Source organism: Gemmobacter lanyuensis, assembly GCF_014652355.1.
Taxonomy (GTDB): domain Bacteria; phylum Pseudomonadota; class Alphaproteobacteria; order Rhodobacterales; family Rhodobacteraceae; genus Gemmobacter; species Gemmobacter lanyuensis.
The window spans coordinates 70,223-86,991 of the sequence record NZ_BMYQ01000007.1; the positions used below are offsets into that span (position 1 = coordinate 70,223).

A 16,769-nucleotide genomic window follows, 5' to 3' on the forward strand; every position below is an offset into this window, starting at 1 on the left:
GGGGCCCATAGCCCCCCCTCTTCCTTAGGCGAGGCCCGCAAAGTGGAGGACCACGCCCAGTGCCGCCGCACCGGCCAACACCTTGGCCATACCCAGCCCAAGTCGGAATACCGCGATCAACGCGAGCGCCGACAGGCCCGCAGCCACCCAATCGATCGAGCCGGGAACAGGCAGGTCCAGCGCGAAGGGCCCCCATTCGAGCCGCATCACGCTACGCCAGATCACATGAAGCGCAAACCAGATCGAAAGGTTGAGGATCACACCGACCACCGCTGCTGTCACTGCCGACAGGGCCGCTGAAAGGGCGCGGTTTTCGCGCAGCCCTTCCATGAAGGGGGCGCCGAGGAAAATCCAGGCAAAACAAGGCGCAAAGGTGACCCACGTTGTCAGCAGCCCGCCTGCAGTGCCGGCGAGCAACGGCATGGCCCAGCCCGCCTCGCGCAGGGCGCCCATGAAGCCCACGAATTGCAGCACCATGATCAGCGGCCCCGGCGTGGTTTCCGCCATCCCCAGACCATCCAGCATTTCACCCGGCTTGAGCCAGCCATAGGTGCCCACCGCCTCTTGCGCGACCCAGGCCAGCACCGCATAGGCACCCCCAAAGGTCAGCACCGCCAGCTTCGAGAAATAGGTCGCGATGTCGGTAAAAACACTGCCCGGCGCCAGAAGGACAAGCGCCCCGACCGGCAAAAGCCACAGGATCAACGCCACCAGCCCCGCCTGGATCGCGCCACGCCGGGCCGAAGGGGGAAGGGCAACCTCGGCTCCCAAAAGCGTCTCTGCATCCGCCACATGCGCGCCGCCCGAGGGGCCATGACCGCCCCCCTTGAAGCCGGCCAGCCCCGCCTTGCCGCCAAACCAGCCGATCAGCGCCGCCCCGGCGACGATCAGCGGAAATGGCGCGCCAAAGGCAAAGATTGACACGAACGAGGCAGCCGCAATCCCGCGCATCACCCCGCTTTTCAGCGCCCGCCGCCCGACGCGCACCACAGCCTGCAAGACGATCGCCAGAACCGCCGCCTTCAGACCGAAGAACAAGGCCGAAACCACCGCCACATCACCGAAGAGGGCATAGAGCCAGCTCAGCCCCATGATCGCCACGACGCCGGGCAGGATGAACAGCCCCCCCGCGATCAGCGCCCCGCGCACTCCATGCATCAGCCAGCCGATATAGGTCGCCAGTTGCTGCGCCTCGGGGCCCGGTAGAAGCATGCAGAAATTCAGCGCATGCAGGAACCGCCCGTCCCCCAGCCATTTGCGTTCATCCACCAGAATGCGGTGCATGACCGCGATCTGCCCCGCAGGCCCGCCGAAAGACAATGCCGCAATGCGCGCCCAGACACGCGCCGCTTGCGCCAAGGTCGGAAAATCTTCATGTCGCGCCATGACCAAGCCCCCGTTTCACTGCGCGATGAGTTGCCTGCGCGGGGCGGCCTGTCAAGCACCGCGTCGCGCCGATCCCGCCATCGAAATTTGTCATGCCCGGGTTTTGTGAAGGATGGGTTACCAGAGGGGCGAAATTTGCCCGGAAGGCCATGATGACCCGCCCCTTTGCACCCCGCCTGCTCTGGCCCTTGCTGGCCACGGCACTGATCGTCAGCTGGAGTTCGGGCTTCATCGGGATCCGGCTTGCCAGCGAGGAGGCCGGCGTCATGCTGGTGCTGTTCTGGCGCACGCTGATGTCGGGGCTGCTGCTTTTGCCGCTGGCCCTGCTGCGGGGGCCACGGCTGACGGTGCGGGTAGTGGCCGAGCAGATGGTCTTTGGCGTGATGGTGGTGTTTCTCTACCTCGGGGGCTTTGCACTGGCCATCGGGCAGCGCGTGCCCACGGGGCTTGTCGCGCTGATCTCGGATCTGGTGCCCCTGGCGATTGCGGCGCTGTCGCAGCCCTTGCTGGGCGAAAGGCTGCGCGGGCGACAGTGGCTCGGCACGGGGATCGGCGTGGCCGGCGTGCTGATTGTGTCGCAAGACAGCCTGCGTCTGGGTCATGCGCCGCTCTGGGCCTATGGGGTGACGGTGGCGGCAATGCTGGTCTTTGCGCTGGCCACCGTGCTGCAAAAGCGGAGGGGGATGCTGCAGCTGCCGGTTTATCAGACGCTCTGCATCCAAAGCCTGACGGGCGCCGCGCTTTTCGGGCTTGCCGCCCTGGCCGAGGGCGACATCACCCCGCCCGCCACCCCCGGTTTCCTGCTGGGCGTCGGGTGGCTGGTGATCTTTTCGACCTTTTTTTGCTACAGCATCTATTACATCGCGCTGCGCCTTTATCCTGCAGCGCAGGTCAGCAGCGTGATCTACCTCAGCCCGCCGGTCACGATGATCTGGGGTTGGCTGATGTTTGACGAGCCGCTGACCGGGCTCATGTTCCTCGGGCTGGCCGTCACGCTGGTTGGCGTCTGGCTCACCAGCGCGCGCACCCTACCCCGCGCGACCAATCGCGGCCGCAATGCGCCGGATACCTTCGGGGATCAGGTCCGCCTCGATGGATGAATAGGCCAGGCGGAAATGGCGCGCGCCCTGATCGGGGCGGGCAAAGAAGGGCGGTCCGGGTTCGATCAGCACATCATCGGCGCGCAAGCCCTGGGCCAGATCGCGGCTGTCGATCCCTTCGGGCAGTTCGAGCCAGAAACTCGACCCGCCCGAGGCCCCCCCCGGCACCAGCGACAGGCCCTCGGCGGCAAGCGCCCGTTCCATGATCGCGCGGCGCTCGGCATAGGCGCGGCGCATCCGGTTCATCTGCGCGTCGTAGTGGCCCAGCGACAGAAAATAGGACAGCGTGCGCTGCACATGCCCCGGCGGATGGCGCAAGACCATGGCCCGCAGTGCCCGCGCCTCGGCGATAAAGGCGGGGTCTGCCACCATGTAGCCCAGCCGCAACCCCGGAAAGACGGATTTGGAAAACGAGCCGATGTAGACCACCGCCCCCGCCCGGTCGATGGCCTTCAGCGCGGGCGAGGCCGCACCCGAGAAGGACATCTCGAATTCATAATCATCCTCGATGATCGCAAAGCCTTGCTGCATGGCGCGGTCCAGCAGGGCATGGCGGCGATCCAGCGGCATGGTGGAATTCGTCGGACACTGATGGCTGGCCGTGGTGAAAACCGCCCCCAGCCCGGCAGGCAGGGCATCGGGTGGCAGGCCCTGGGCATCGACCGCAACGGGGCAGACCTCGGCCCCGGTCTGGGCAAGGATTTCGCGCAGGCCCGGGTAGCAGGGGTCTTCGATCGCGCAGCGCCCGCCCCGCCCCAGCAGGATTTCGGCCGCCAGCCACAGCCCGTTCTGCGCCCCCAGCGTCAGCAGCACCTCATCTCCCCGCGCGCGGATGCCGCGCCGGGGCAGGATCTGCCGGGTGATATACTCCACCAGCTCAGGGTCATCGGCGCCATATTGATCGCCGGTCAGTGCCGCGAAATCACGCCGCCCCAACGCCTGCACCGCGCATTGCCGCCAGGCCGCGTGATCGACCAGTGCCGGATCGGCCTGCCCATAGACAAAGGGAAAGCGGAAGCGCCGCCAGTCGCCCGCACGGTCGCGCCGCTGTGCCCGCGCATGTCGGCCGTCCAGATGGCGGGTCCAGTCGAACCGGGCGGGGGTGCCCGACGCAGCTTCGGCAAGGGGGGGATGATCCACAGCCTCGGCGATGAAGGTGCCTTCCCGCCCACGGGCGGCCAGAAGGTTCGTCGCCACCAGTTCGGCATAGGCAAGGTTCACGGTCACCCGCGCCACGCCCAGATGCCCGGCCAGCACCCGGCTTGAGGGCAGACGCTCGCCCGGCCGGAACCGGCCTTCCAGCACGCCCGCAATGATCTGCTGGCGCAACTGCACCTGCAAGGGCAACCCCGCCCGGGGGTCGATGACAAAGATCTCGGGCGGGATCGACATTTCATGCTCCAAAGGGTGGCCGGGACGGCCACCCGGATCAGCCGAAGACAGCCGTCAGCGCACCGTCAATCGCGGCGGTGATGGTGTCAATGTCCTGCGGCGTGGCGATCAGCGCGGGGCTGAGGCAGAGCGTGTTGTTCAGCCCCGGTATCGAGCGGTTGGTGACCCCGATGATGACGCCCCGCGCGCCTGCCTCGGCCACCACGCGCTGCGCCAGCGCCTCGGCCACAGGTTCCTTGGTGGTGCGGTCGGCGACCAGTTCGGCCCCCTGGAACAGACCTAGCCCCCGCACGTCGCCGATGACCTTGTGACGTTCAGCCAGTTCGCGCAGGTTCGCGGTCAGCCGTTCGCCCATGGCCGTGGTATTGGCCAGAAGGTTCTCATCCTCGATGATGCGCATGTTTTCCAGCGCCGCCGCCGGGCCACCCGCGCAGCCCCCGAAGGTCGAGATGTCGCGGAAATAGGACAGCGGATCGGTCGGATCATCCTTGAAGAGGTTGAAGACCTCTTCCGTCGTCACGGTGCAGCTGATCGCGGCATAGCCCGAGGCCACGCCCTTGGCCATGGTGACGAAATCGGGCTTCACCCCGAATTGCTGATAGCCGAACCAGGCGCCGGTGCGGCCCATGCCGCAGACGACCTCGTCAATATGCAGCAGGATGTCATATTTCTTGCAGATTTCCTGCACCCGCTCCCAATAGCCCTTGGGCGGCACGATCACGCCGCCACCCGCCGTGACGGGTTCGAGGCAGAGCAAGCCCACAGTATCCGGGCCTTCGCGCAGGATCACCTCTTCGATGGCATCAGCCGCGCGCTCGCCATAGTTTTCGACATCCCACTGTTTGCGATACTCAAGGCAATGGGGAACCTGCACGAAGCCGTCCGGGAAGGGCCCATAAAGCGCCGCCCGCTCCGGCTGACCGGCGGATGCGAGCGCGGCGATGGTGGTGCCGTGATAATCCCGCTCCCGATAGAGGATCTTCGATTTGCGGCCACCGTGATGGCGGGCCGAGATCTGGCGCACCATCTTGAAGACCTTCTCATTCGCCTCGGACCCCGAGTTCGAATAATAGACGCGGGTCAGGCCCGGCATCTTCTCGATCAGCCGTTCGGCAAAGAGCGAACCGGGGATCGAGCCTGCGCTTTGCGCGAAATAGTTCATGCGGATCAACTGATCGCGGACGGCGTTGGCGATGCTTTCACGGCCATAGCCCACGTTCACCGTCCAGACCCCGCCCGAGACGGCATCAAGAAACTTGCGCCCCGCCGCGTCCCAGACATGGATGCCCTTGCCTTCCACGATGATGCGCGGATCGGCCGTTTCCAGCGCCTTGTGCTGCAGCAGATGGTGCCAGACATGCGCCTTGTCGGCGGCAATCACGGCGCTGATGTCATTGGGGGTCAGGTCGAGGGTCATGGCGGGCTCGCATCTGTTGGCGGAATTTGTGGCACCATCTCTCAGCCCTGCGCCGCGACATAGGGCCAGATCAGGCCATTCCATAAGGCCAACACCCTTGCTTGCGGCAACCAGAGATCTGAGGCATTCTGAGCCAATCTCTCAAAATGAAGGGGCAGTCATGCGGCGCGTCACGGTGGCAGAGATCATGCGCGAAACCGGCCTGTCGCGTGCGACGGTGGATCGGGTGCTGAACGGGCGCGGGCATGTCCATCCGCGCACCCGCGCTGCGGTGGAAGACACGCTTGCCCGCCTGGGACGCGGCGAAGCGCCGCCACCTGTGATCGCCGCCGATATCGCCCTCCGCGTCGGTCGGGGGATGATGGCGCAGATGCGAGACGCCTGGCAGGGCGCGGGGCTGACGGGGCGGTTTGAAGACCTGTATCTGGCCGACGAAGACCAGGTGCTGCGGCGTATCGAGGATCTGTGCCGCGATGCAAACCGCCCGTTGATCCTGACGGCCAAGAACTCGGACCGCCTGACCGATCTGCTGCGCGAGGCGCGGGGGCGGGGCAAGCGCATCATCGCTGCGGTTTCGGATCTGGCGCCCGAGGCGCGGGATGCCTTTGTCGGTATCGACAACCGCGCGGCGGGGCAGACAGCGGCCTTTCTGATCGGGCGCATGCTGGGGGATCGGCCCACCACCGTGGGCGTCGTGTTGGGGAATATTGCATTTCGTTGCCACGAAGACCGCGAAATCGGCTTTCGTACCGCGCTGCGGGCACATTTCCCCAAGGTCGTTCTGGCAGGTGAGGCACAGGGCGAGGATAGCGCCGATCTGACCCGCAACGCCGTGCTCCAAATGCTCAAGGACCATCCTGCCCTTGGGGCGATCTACAATGTGGGCGGCGGAAATGTCGGGCTGTTGGATGCACTTGGTGAGGCTGGACGCGCGGGCGACATGCTGGTCATCGGGCATGAGGTAAATGCCGTCACCGCCCCACTGCTGCGCGGTGGCGGACTGGATTTCGCCATCGCGGGCGACCCTGTCACCCTGCTGGCCGCGGCGCTGCGCCATGCCTTCCCGGAAGGCGCCGAGAACCTGAGGGAAATCGGGTTGCTCGACTTTGCCGTTTACACCCGCTTCAACCTGCCAGGTTTTGCCCACACGGCCTGACCCGCGCGAATCATGCGCCAGAGACCCGGGAGAGGCGGTGTTTCAGCATGCCTCAGCCTCCCCGGCCGCCCCAGTAAGCGCGATCTGATCGCTCACCTATCTGATACATTATGAGGCGACAATTTTGCATTATTGATGCAGAATGAAAATTCCACTTGCGCCAATATTGGAACATCTGCCACATCACCCTCAGACGGCGCTGCAGAGGCCACCCCGAACCTCGCGCAGCGGCAATGATCACAGCAAACCCGGCGCGACATCCGGGCAGACCAGCCCGGTCTGCCATGGCCCTGTCGCGCCAGCGGACGGCCTTCCTCCACGGAAGAGACTCCCGCAACAGCCGACCGGGCGGGCAACCGCCCGGTCATCCGAAAGCCCGGTCACCCGAAAGGAGGAGACGGATGGATGATCTGAACTACGGAACGCGCGACAAACGCGGCAACTGGACGCCGAACGAGAAGCTGGTCCATGCGCCGCTGTTCGCCTTCCCGCCCAAACCGCTTGCCCTGCTGAAATGGCTGCCGAGCTATTTCCTGCCGTGGAACATCCTCTGGGCGCTGTCGGCGGTGGCCTGGTGGGCCTGGATCATCCCCGAAGCCGAGGTGATGCGGACGATCGGCTGGGGCTGGGTGCTTTGGCTTTTTGCCGCGAATTCCGTTGCCGTCTTCCTGTTCTACGGCGCCATCGAATTGCATCTCTATATCCGCCGCGCACAGGGCAACCGCTTCAAATACAATGCGAAATTTCCGGCCGAACACAAATCTTCGGCCTTCATGTTCCAAAGCCAGACTCTCGACAGCCTGATCCGCGCCTTTTGCTCGGGCGTGCCGATCTGGACCGCATGGGAGGTGCTGATCCTCTGGGCCTGGGCGAACGGCTACGGCCCCTGGGTCGGGCTTTACGACAATCCCTGGTACCTTCTTGCGGTCTGGCTGGCGCTGCCGGTCATTCATGAGGCGCATTTCTTCCTGATACACCGGCTGATCCACACGCCGTTCCTGTACAAATGGGTCCATTCGGTTCACCACAACTCGGTCAACCCGTCGCCCTGGTCATCCCTGTCGATGCATCCGGTGGAACACCTGCTCTATTTTGCGACTGCCGCCTATCACTTCCTCATCCCGTCCCACCCGCTGCTTGCGATCTACCAGCTGCATTTTGCGGGCTTCGGCGCGGTGGTGGGCCATATCGGATTTGACAGGATCGAAGTGACCGAAGACCGCGCCGTCGAAAGCCACGCCTTCGCCCATTACCTGCATCATAAGTATTTCGAGGTGAACTACGGCGACGGCCTCATCCCGCTCGATAAGTGGTTCGGCACCTGGCACGACGGATCGAAGGATGGCGATGCCCGGATGCAGGCGCGCTACGAAAAACGCAAAGCCAAGGCCAACGCCGCCAAGGCCAACGCCGCCAAGGCCTGACCCTTTCCCCCGCCGGGAGGGGCGGGGAACCAGAACCAAAACGCAAGATCACAGGGAGGAAACCATGAAGAAACTTGCATTTGCCGCCAGCGTGCTGGCCCTGTTCGCCGGGGCTGCCCAAGCCGAAACCATCGGCGTCAGCATCACCAACTTCGATGACAATTTCCAGACGCTGCTGCGCAACGGCATCGCCGCCCATGCAGAAAGCCTTGGGGTCGATGTCCAGATCGAGGATGCACAGAAGGATGTTGCCAAGCAGTTGGACCAGATCAACAATTTCATCGCCAATGGCGTTGACGGCATCATCGTGACCCTGACCGATACCTCGGCCGCAGATGCGCTCACCCAGGCAGCCTCGGCCGCGAATATCCCGCTGGTGTTCCTGAACCTCGAACCCAGCAATGTCGACAGCCTGCCCGACAATCAGGCTTTCGTCGGGTCGAACGAGATTGAGAGTGGCACACTCGGCGCCTTTGAAGCCTGCAAGATGCTGCGCGCAGCGGGCAAGTCTGATGGCGCCAACGGCTATATCCTGATCGGCGATCTGGCCCATTCCGCCGCGATCCAGCGCACGGCGGATGTGGAACAGATCCTCGCCACCGATATGTGCAAATTCATCTCGATCACCGACAAACAGGCCGGTGGCTGGTCGCGCGAAAACGCGCAGAACCTGATGACCAACTGGCTCTCGACCGGGACGGTGCCGGATGTGGTCTTTGCCAATAACGATGAAATGGCCATCGGCGCGGTCCAGTCGCTCAAGGCTTCGGGCGTGGATATGAAGGATGTGGTGGTGGTGGGCGTCGATGCCACCCCCGATGCGCTGACGGCCATGCAGGCCGGTGACATTGATGCCACCGTCTTCCAGAATGCCACTGCACAGGGCCACGGCGCGCTTGATACCGTTCGCGCACTGGCCAAGGGCGAGCCGATCCCGAACAAGGTCTATATCCCGTTCGAACTTGTGACGCCCGCGAATATGGCGGATTACATCGGCAAGAACTGATCCCGCGGGATCGGCAGATCGGACCGGCGCGGGCCAAAACCCGCGCCGGTCCTTGCGTTTTCGCCCCCTGCTTGACGCTGCGTCGGCCCCTGCATCCGGGCAGGGGGCGCGGGCAGGAACTTGACCTTCGCCTCACAGTGGTGATGGTTGAACCCTCAAGGGCGGCACAGTTTCGTGCCGCGATCGTTCAACCTGCCGGGACCGGCATCCTTCGGGATGGGCCGGGGCCGGTCATTCCCAAGGGCGGCCCTTTTGCAGACTGCATCCATCGACACCGCCACGGCGGCACCCGTTTGCCCTGCAGGCACGCGCCCGGATCGGAACCTCTGGACATGACTGACCATTTCCCCCGCATGACAGGCACCGCCTTTACCCCCGACTGGTTCGAGGCTGCCGTCGTCAATACCCCCGCCGCCGAACGCCGCGCCGCATCACTCGGCACGCGGCGCACGGTGAAGAAAGACTGGCAGGCCGCCTGGCTGGCCCGCGCCATCACCTGCATCGACCTGACGACACTGGCGGGCGATGATACGGCGGGGCGTGTGCAGCGGCTTTGTGCCAAGGCCAAGGCGCCCTTGCGCGCCGATCTGGCCGCCGCATTGGGGCTTGAAGGGCTGACCGTCGGTGCGGTCTGCGTCTATCCCACAATGGTCCCCCATGCCGTCAAGGCACTGGAGGGCACGGGGATTCCCGTGGCCTCGGTCGCCACGGGATTTCCCGCCGGGTTGACCCCCCTGCCCCTGCGGCTGGCCGAAATCCGCTATGCCGTCGATCAGGGCGCGCGCGAGATCGACATCGTCATTACCCGCGAACATGCGCTGACCGGAAACTGGGCCGCGCTTTATGACGAAATCCGCCAGATGCGCGAAGCCTGCGGCGATGCCCATATGAAGGCCATCCTTGCGACCGGCGATCTGCGGACGCTGACCAATGTCTACAAGGCCAGCATGGTCGCCATGCAGGCGGGATCGGATTTCATCAAGACCTCGACCGGAAAGGAAGAAGTCAACGCCACCCTGCCCGTATCCCTGACCATGGTTCGCGCGCTGCGTGATTTCCGCGATCTGACGGGCCAATGGGTTGGCTTCAAACCGGCCGGTGGGCTCAAGACCGCGAAAGACGCGATGAACTGGCAGATCCTGATGAAGGAAGAGCTTGGCACCCGCTGGTTGATGCCGGATCTCTTCCGCATCGGCGCCTCCTCCATGCTGGGCGATATCGAGCGCCAGTTGGAACACCATGTCACGGGCCGCTATTCCGCCGCCCACCGCCACGCGCTGGCCTGAGGAAGACCCATGCCCACCCTGACCGAGATCATGCAGACCATGGAATACGGCCCCGCCCCCGAATCCAGCGCAGAGGCCCGCGCCTGGATCAGTGCCCATCCGCAGATCGGCCATTACATCGGCGGCCAGTTTGTGCCCGGCGAGGGCGCGCCGCTTGAGGTGGTGAATCCCGCCACGGATGAGGTGCTCTGCCATGTCGCACGCGGCACCGCGGCCGAGGTCGAGGCCGCCGTTCAGGCCGCCCGCGCAGCGCAGCCCGGATGGGCCGCGCTGCCCGGCCATGCACGGGCGCGCTTTCTCTATGCCCTTGCCCGTCATGTGCAAAAGCGGGAGCGGTTCCTTTCGGTTCTCGAAACGCTGGATAACGGCAAGACCATCCGCGAAACGCGCGATATCGACGTGCCGCTGGTGGCGCGGCATTTCTACCATCATGCCGGCTGGGCCGAGGTTCTGGACAGCGAATTCTCCGGCCTTGCCCCCGTGGGCGTCTGCGGGCAGATCATCCCCTGGAACTTCCCGCTGCTGATGCTGGCCTGGAAGGTCGCACCCGCGCTGGCGGCGGGGAATACGGTGGTGCTGAAGCCCGCCGATCTGACGCCCCTGACCGCCATGGCCTTTGCCGAAATCTGCGCCGAAGTGGGCCTTCCTGCGGGTGTCGTGAACATCGTGAACGGCGATGGCGAAACCGGCGCCCTGATCGCGGGCCATCCGGGCATCGATAAACTGGCCTTCACCGGCTCGACCGAGGTGGGGCGCATCCTGCGGCGGCAGCTTGCAGGCAGCGGCAAGAAACTGAGCCTGGAGCTGGGCGGAAAATCCCCCTTCATCGTCTTTGAAGACGCCGATCTGGATGCCGCCGTCGAAGGTGTCGTCGATGCAATCTGGTTCAATCAGGGCGAGGTTTGCTGTGCCGGGTCGCGGATTTTGGTGCAGGAAGGCGTGGCACCACGCTTTTTCGCCAAGCTGACCGCCCGCATGGGTCAGTTGCGCGTGGGCGATCCGCTGGACAAGACGATGGACATGGGCGCGGTCGTCTCGCACCGGCAGCTCGCGCGCATCACGGCCCTGCTGGATCAGGGTCAGGCCGAGGGTGCCACGCTGCACCGCGCGCCTGCCCCCCTGCCCGCCAAGGGCGCCTTCTGCGCACCGGGCTTCTTCACCGGCACCGCCCCGGCCCATAGCGTCAGCCAGACCGAAATCTTCGGCCCCGTTGCCACCACGCTGACCTTCCGTACCCCGGATGAGGCGATCACACTGGCCAATGACACCCGCTACGGCCTTGCGGCCTCGGTCTGGTCGGAAAACGTGAACCGCGCGATCGAGGTGGCGGCCAAGGTTCGCGCCGGGGTGGTCTGGATCAACGCGACCAATATCTTCGATGCAGGCGCGCCCTTTGGCGGCATGCGCGAAAGCGGCTTTGGCCGTGAAGGCGGCCGGTCGGGCATGCTGGACTATCTGACCCGCCCCAATCCGAAAGGCGCCCCGCGCCCCGCCCCCCTGCCGGTGGGTGATGTCACGCCGCAAACCGGCGCGGCCGATCGCCCCGGCATCGACATCACCGCCAAGATCTATATCGGCGGCAAACAGGCCCGCGCCGATGGCGGCCAAAGCTATACGGTCCGCGGCGCGGATGGACGGGGCATCGGTCAGGCCGCACTGGCCGGGCGCAAGGATGTTCGCAACGCGGTGGAGGCCGCGGCCAAGGCTGCGGGTTGGGGCGGCGTCACCGCGCATAACCGCGCGCAAGTCCTCTATTTCCTTGCCGAAAATCTGGAACAGCGCCGGGCGGAATTCGTGGCGGAACTGGCCCGCTGCGGCAGCCCCGATTCGGAGGCCGAGGTCGAGGCCACCATCCGCCGCACCTTCTGGTATGCGGCGCAGGCCGACAAGTTTGATGGCGCGGTCACGGCCACCAAATCACAGCATGTGACGATGACAGTGAACGAACCCTTCGGCGTCATGGGTCTGGTCGCCCCGGATGAGGCGCCGCTTCTGGGCCTCATGTCGCTGGTGCTGCCCGCGCTGGCCACGGGCAACCGCGTCGTCGCGGTGGCAAGCCAGTCGCATCCGCTGATCGCCACGCGGCTTTATCAGGTGTTCGAAACCTCGGACCTTCCGGCCGGGGTGGTGAACCTGCTGACGGGCGACCGTGACGGGCTGGCCAAGGTGCTGGCCGAACATGATGAGGTTGCGGCGCTGTGGTATTGCGGCAGCGCCGAGGGCGGCGCCATGGTGGAAACCGCCAGCGCCGGAAATCTGAAACCCGTCTGGACCGACGGCGGCCACCTGCGTGACTGGACCGACCCGGCACAGGGCCAAGGGCGCGATTTCCTGCACCGCGCCACCCAGATCAAGACCATCTGGCTGCCCTACGGCGTGTGATCGTGCATGGGGGGCGCGGCAGACCGCGCCCTCGTTTCGCCTCATGCGGTGGTCGCCACCAGACCCGGCGCCATGTTCAACGAAGGCGTGCTGATGCTGCGAAGGGCCTTTTTCAGGGGGGATGTCGGCTCTTCACCCTCTATTTTGAAATAGGCGACGGCCTCACGCAGATAGTGCGCCTGTTCCGACAGCTCTTCCGCGCTTGCTGCCAGTTCCTCGGAGGACGAGGTGTTGATCTGGTTCACCTTGTCCAACTCGCCCATGGCAAGCGCGATCTGTTCGGACCCGACAGCCAGTTCGCGCGAGGCGACGGAAATCTCACCCACCAGTTCAGACGCCCGCCCGATATCGGGCACCAGCGTTCCCAACAGCGCGCCTGCATGCCGTGCCCGCAGCAGCGTTTCGTTGGAAATGCCGCGAATATCCACCGCTGCGACCCCAGCCCGTTCCGCAAGCTTGCGGATTTCGGCGGCAACGACCGCAAAGCCACGCCCCATCTCCCCTGCACGCGCGGCCTCAACCGCGGCGTTCAGCGCCAGAAGATCCGTCTGCCGGGCGATTTCGCCCACGAACTGGACCTGCTGATGAATGGCCTCCATTGCCGAAACGGTCGCTTCGACGGCGGCGCCGGTTTCGGTCGCCTCACTGGCGACGCGGCGCGCGATCTCTTCGGCGACCTTGGCATTCTCGGAGGTCTGTTTGATGTTCGACGCCATCTGCTCGATCGAGGCGGCGGTTTCCTCGGTGGCCGAGGACTGCTGGGTCGTCGCCTCGGCCAGCGAATGCGAGGACTCACGGCTTTGCGAGGCGCTCAGATGCACGTTATGCGCCGATCCAGTCACGGTACCCACCACGTCGCGCAGCCGGTCGACCATCACCTGCATGGCGATCTGAAGGCTTGCGATTTCGTCTTGCCCCCGCGGGTGGATCTTCACGGAAAGATCACCCTGCGATACCGCTTCGGCCACCTCGACCGCCTCGGCCACGCGACGCGAAAGGGAACGGATCACGAGGTGCGACACGACGGAGCTGACCACCAGACATCCCGCAACGATCAACAGAAGTTCCTTCAGGGTATAACGGTATTCTTCATGCGCCGCCCCGACCTCTTGCGCCAGTCGTTCGCGGTTGCGTTCGCGCAGCTTTTCGAGGGAAGCCGCAGTGGCGTTGAAGACATTATCCCCTTCGCCCGTCAAAAGCGCCGCCGCATCGCTCCGCCGCCCCTCGGCTTCAAGCGCAAGGGCGCGATCCTCGATCTGTTTCAACATCCGGTGATCTTCCTCGACCTGGGCGACAAGATCAGCGTCCGATTCCTTCAGCACGTCCTTCAGGCGGCCAAGTTCGGTCCCAAGCTTGCTGCGCAGCACCGTCAGTTGCGCCTGCAGCGCCTTGGCATGTTCCGCTGGATTGTCTTCTGCCAGCACCAGCGCACCCCGCAGCAGGCTCTGGGCCAAAAGTTCCTGGGTCATGATTTCGTCGGACAGGATGACGCCCTGCACCTCGACGGTCTGAATCGAGTCCAGCGTGCCATTGGCATCCTGCAAGGCGCGAATTGACAGGAAAAGGGCGGCCCCCGCGAGAAGGAAGATAAAGAGGATAATCGCGGTCAATTGCAGCCTGATTGTCAGACGCATTTTTGGTTCTCCGATATGGCAGACAGAGGGCCGGCCTGCGGAATGGCACCCGGTCTATCGTCCGTTGCAAGGGAAACGGCGGCGCCTGTCGCCAATGTTATGGGGTTAAATCTTTATCTGGGGTTAGCCTTTCGTATCTAAAGGTTAGCGCCGACACCGAATGCGGTGAATGCTGCAACTGCTGTGCAAGGCAAGGCGGCGGAAATCCCTTGTTTCATATGCTTTGTCTGCGGGGGTCAGGCCAGGGCGGCCGCCCGCGTATCGCGTTGGCTGCGACGGGACGCCGCAGCAGCCAAGATACTGAAATAAAACAGTTTACCTTACGGCAGCCGACAAACCTGCCATCCAGGCGTGAAGCCAGTCATCCACCGCGGGGCCCCGCCCCCCGTGCCAGCCCCCTGCCCCCTGCGGGTCTTGCAGGACAGCGCGGGGGGCAATGCCATAGCGGCTGCGGAAGGCCCGCGTGAAGGCTGCCTCGCTTGCAAATCCGGACAGATGGGCAAGACGGGCGACAGCGCCGCGCCCCCGCCCGACCGACCCGATCCGCAGCGCGGCCCGCGACAGGCGCCGCTGTCGGATATATTCGGCAACCCCGCCAAGCGGTTCGAACAAACGATAGAGCGCAGATCGCGACAGACCGAACCGCTTCATCACCATTTCAGCTGACAGGTCGAAATTCGTGAGGTTCATCTCGATAAAGCGCTGAACCGCCTGCACATTGGGTGCGATCAGGATCTCGGGCACCGCTGATGCCCCCGCAGCGCTGGCCAGCCCCGCCGACAAAAGCCCGGCGGTCGCCTCGCAGACCAACCGACTGTCGGCGGCGTTCATACCCGGGGCAACGGACAACAGGCTGCGCAGATGATCGGACAGCAGCCGCCCCATCGCGCTGCCGCCATCCAGCACCGCACCATGCAGACCATCCAGCGCCCTTGGGGCCAGCCGCAGCATCTGGCGTGGCACCACCAGCGAAACGGTTTCCAGATCCGATGTGACCGAGGTCATCGGGCGGGACAGATCAAAGCAGACGATGTCGCCCGCCCGCCCCTCGGCCGCGTGACCATCCGCATCAAAGGCACAACGGCCGGATTGGTACAACTGAATCAGCAGATGATCGACACCCGCGGCGGCGATGCGGGCTTCGTCGCGGTGGAAGCGCTGCGCCGAGGCGCGCGAGGCCCCAAGCAAGACCGGATCAAGCTGATAACCCACCAGTTCGCCGTGAAAGGCGGCAGGCGTTTCTTCGACGGGGGCGCAGTCGAACAGACTGTCAAGCGCGCGCCGCCATTCCTCGAACCGGGCCCAGGGGTCCGACCCGTCCAATCCGGCACGTCTTGCGGGCAAACCAGGCATCGCACTCTCCCCCCAAGGGTCAGATCTGCGACAATCCTGGCGTCTTTTGCAAGGGGGGTGTGCCCCTGCGCCCGTTCCGGCCCCAGGCGGCCCGGGCGCAGGGGGGAAGGGCGGATACGGCGGATGGGCCCCGCCGTATCACGCCTGCGTCCGCCACCACGCAGACCCGGCCCGACATGAGGGGAATCATGGAGAGGGCCGGGCTGTCGGGCGCTTGGCCCGAGCGGACAGCTCAACCCTAGCCTGCCCCGGACCCTGCGACGAGGCCGGCTTGCCACCGGAATGTCCCAGACTTGGGCCCTGCTGTCCCAGCGGCGGGACGGTCAGGCCGGTTCCACCAGATGCACCATCGCCAGCAGCGCCCCATTCATCGGCACGTCCAGACCATGGCGCAGCGCGCGCCGGACGATGTCGCCGTTCAGATGATCGATCTCGGTCCGGCGACCGCGCAGAATATCTTGCGCGGTCGATGAAATCTGTTCGGGCATTGCTGCGGCGATACGGGCCACCTGATCCCAGATGTCGGCAGGCAGCCCCACGCCTTCGGCCTGCGCGACACGGCTGCATTCATCGACCACCTGCCGCAGCATCCTGACGGCGTCGGGGTCGGCAAAGATGCGGCCATAGGGCAGACGGGTAATCGCCGAAATCGGGTTGAGCGCGCAGTTGATGACCAGCTTGGTCCAGAGCGCAGCTTCGGTCTGGTCCGACACCTCGGTCGGGATGCCCGCGGCCCGGAACACCGCGGCCGTATCGGCCGCCGCGGGGCCATCGCCCAGAACCAGCTCTCCGCGACCATGATGGACGACATGGCCTGCCCCGGCCATCTGCACGGCGACATAGACAACCACCGGCAGCACCGGCCGCCCCAGCTGCGCGGCCAGATGCGCCGCATTGCCCAGACCGTTCTGAAGGCTGAGAACCACCGCGCCGGGGGACAGATGCGGCCGCAGAGCCGCCGCCGCGTGGTCGTTGTCCTGCGCTTTGACGCAGATCAGCACCAGATCAGCCGACGCCGCCACGCCTGCATCCGTGCCTGCGCCGAGGGCGACAGTCTGCTGCCGACCGCCCTTCTCCAGGATAAGGCCGCGCGCAGCGACAGCGGTCACCAGCGCCTCGCGCCCGATCAGATCGACCCGATGCCCGGCCAGCGCCAGCATCGCGCCGTAATAGCAGCCAACGGCCCCCGCCCCCATGATCGCAACCCGCATTCCGGCCCCCTGCCCCGATCAA

12 protein-coding genes are annotated in these 16,769 nt (G+C 65.1%); 6 read left to right on the forward strand and 6 right to left on the reverse strand.

The annotated features are described in order from the left end of the window. Positions 1 to 24 precede the first annotated feature (24 nt). Positions 25 to 1,386 carry a chromate efflux transporter gene (gene chrA, locus IE101_RS12225; RefSeq protein ID WP_189634130.1) on the reverse strand — a complete coding sequence of 454 codons (1,362 nt, stop codon included), beginning with the start codon at positions 1,384 to 1,386 and terminating at the stop codon, positions 25 to 27. A gap of 152 nt (positions 1,387 to 1,538) precedes the next feature. Here chrA and IE101_RS12230 point away from each other — a divergent pair, with 152 nt between their 5' ends. Continuing rightward, a complete protein-coding gene (locus tag IE101_RS12230) occupies positions 1,539 to 2,486 on the forward strand; it encodes a DMT family transporter (protein ID WP_189634131.1) in 948 nt (315 codons plus the stop codon). On the opposite strand, the gene pdxR is transcribed toward IE101_RS12230, so the two are convergent. Then, positions 2,415 to 3,878, reverse strand: coding sequence for a MocR-like pyridoxine biosynthesis transcription factor PdxR (gene pdxR, locus IE101_RS12235; protein WP_189634132.1), 1,464 nt, complete (start codon positions 3,876 to 3,878; stop codon positions 2,415 to 2,417). The two genes, IE101_RS12230 and pdxR, sit on opposite strands and share 72 nt — an antisense overlap. A gap of 37 nt (positions 3,879 to 3,915) precedes the next feature. After that, complete coding sequence (locus tag IE101_RS12240) at positions 3,916 to 5,295, reverse strand: aminotransferase family protein (RefSeq protein ID WP_189634133.1); 1,380 nt, start codon at positions 5,293 to 5,295, stop codon at positions 3,916 to 3,918. 160 nt (positions 5,296 to 5,455) lie between these two features. Between IE101_RS12240 and IE101_RS12245 the strand changes: the two genes are divergently transcribed. The 5 genes from IE101_RS12245 (at position 5,456) to IE101_RS12265 (ending at position 12,549) form a co-directional block, all read left to right on the forward strand. Further along, positions 5,456 to 6,451 carry a LacI family DNA-binding transcriptional regulator gene (locus IE101_RS12245; protein ID WP_189634134.1) on the forward strand — a complete coding sequence of 332 codons (996 nt, stop codon included), beginning with the start codon at positions 5,456 to 5,458 and terminating at the stop codon, positions 6,449 to 6,451. A gap of 401 nt (positions 6,452 to 6,852) precedes the next feature. Then, positions 6,853 to 7,875, forward strand: a complete 1,023-nt coding sequence (locus tag IE101_RS12250) for a sterol desaturase family protein (protein ID WP_189634135.1) — start codon at positions 6,853 to 6,855, stop codon at positions 7,873 to 7,875. Positions 7,876 to 7,939: 64 nt separating this feature from the next. Continuing rightward, positions 7,940 to 8,881 carry a substrate-binding domain-containing protein gene (locus IE101_RS12255; protein WP_189634136.1) on the forward strand — a complete coding sequence of 314 codons (942 nt, stop codon included), beginning with the start codon at positions 7,940 to 7,942 and terminating at the stop codon, positions 8,879 to 8,881. 332 nt (positions 8,882 to 9,213) lie between these two features. Continuing rightward, positions 9,214 to 10,167 (forward strand): deoxyribose-phosphate aldolase, encoded by a 954-nt coding sequence (gene deoC / locus IE101_RS12260; RefSeq protein ID WP_189634137.1) that lies wholly within the window; start codon positions 9,214 to 9,216, stop codon positions 10,165 to 10,167. Between the two features lie 9 nt (positions 10,168 to 10,176). Beyond that, entirely contained in the window at positions 10,177 to 12,549 is a 2,373-nt protein-coding gene (locus tag IE101_RS12265) for an aldehyde dehydrogenase family protein (protein ID WP_189634138.1), read from the forward strand. 41 nt (positions 12,550 to 12,590) lie between these two features. Here IE101_RS12265 and IE101_RS12270 read toward each other — a convergent pair whose 3' ends face one another. The 3 genes from IE101_RS12270 to IE101_RS12280 all read right to left on the reverse strand — a co-directional run bounded on the left by IE101_RS12270 (position 12,591) and on the right by IE101_RS12280 (position 16,747). Further along, positions 12,591 to 14,183, reverse strand: coding sequence for a methyl-accepting chemotaxis protein (locus IE101_RS12270; RefSeq protein WP_189634139.1), 1,593 nt, complete (start codon positions 14,181 to 14,183; stop codon positions 12,591 to 12,593). A 315-nt stretch (positions 14,184 to 14,498) separates the two neighbouring features. Next, on the reverse strand, positions 14,499 to 15,536 hold the full coding sequence (locus tag IE101_RS12275) for an AraC-like ligand-binding domain-containing protein (protein ID WP_189634140.1): 1,038 nt from the start codon (positions 15,534 to 15,536) through the stop codon (positions 14,499 to 14,501). Positions 15,537 to 15,859: 323 nt separating this feature from the next. Beyond that, entirely contained in the window at positions 15,860 to 16,747 is an 888-nt protein-coding gene (locus IE101_RS12280; RefSeq protein WP_189634141.1) for a ketopantoate reductase family protein, read from the reverse strand. Positions 16,748 to 16,769: the final 22 nt, after the last annotated feature.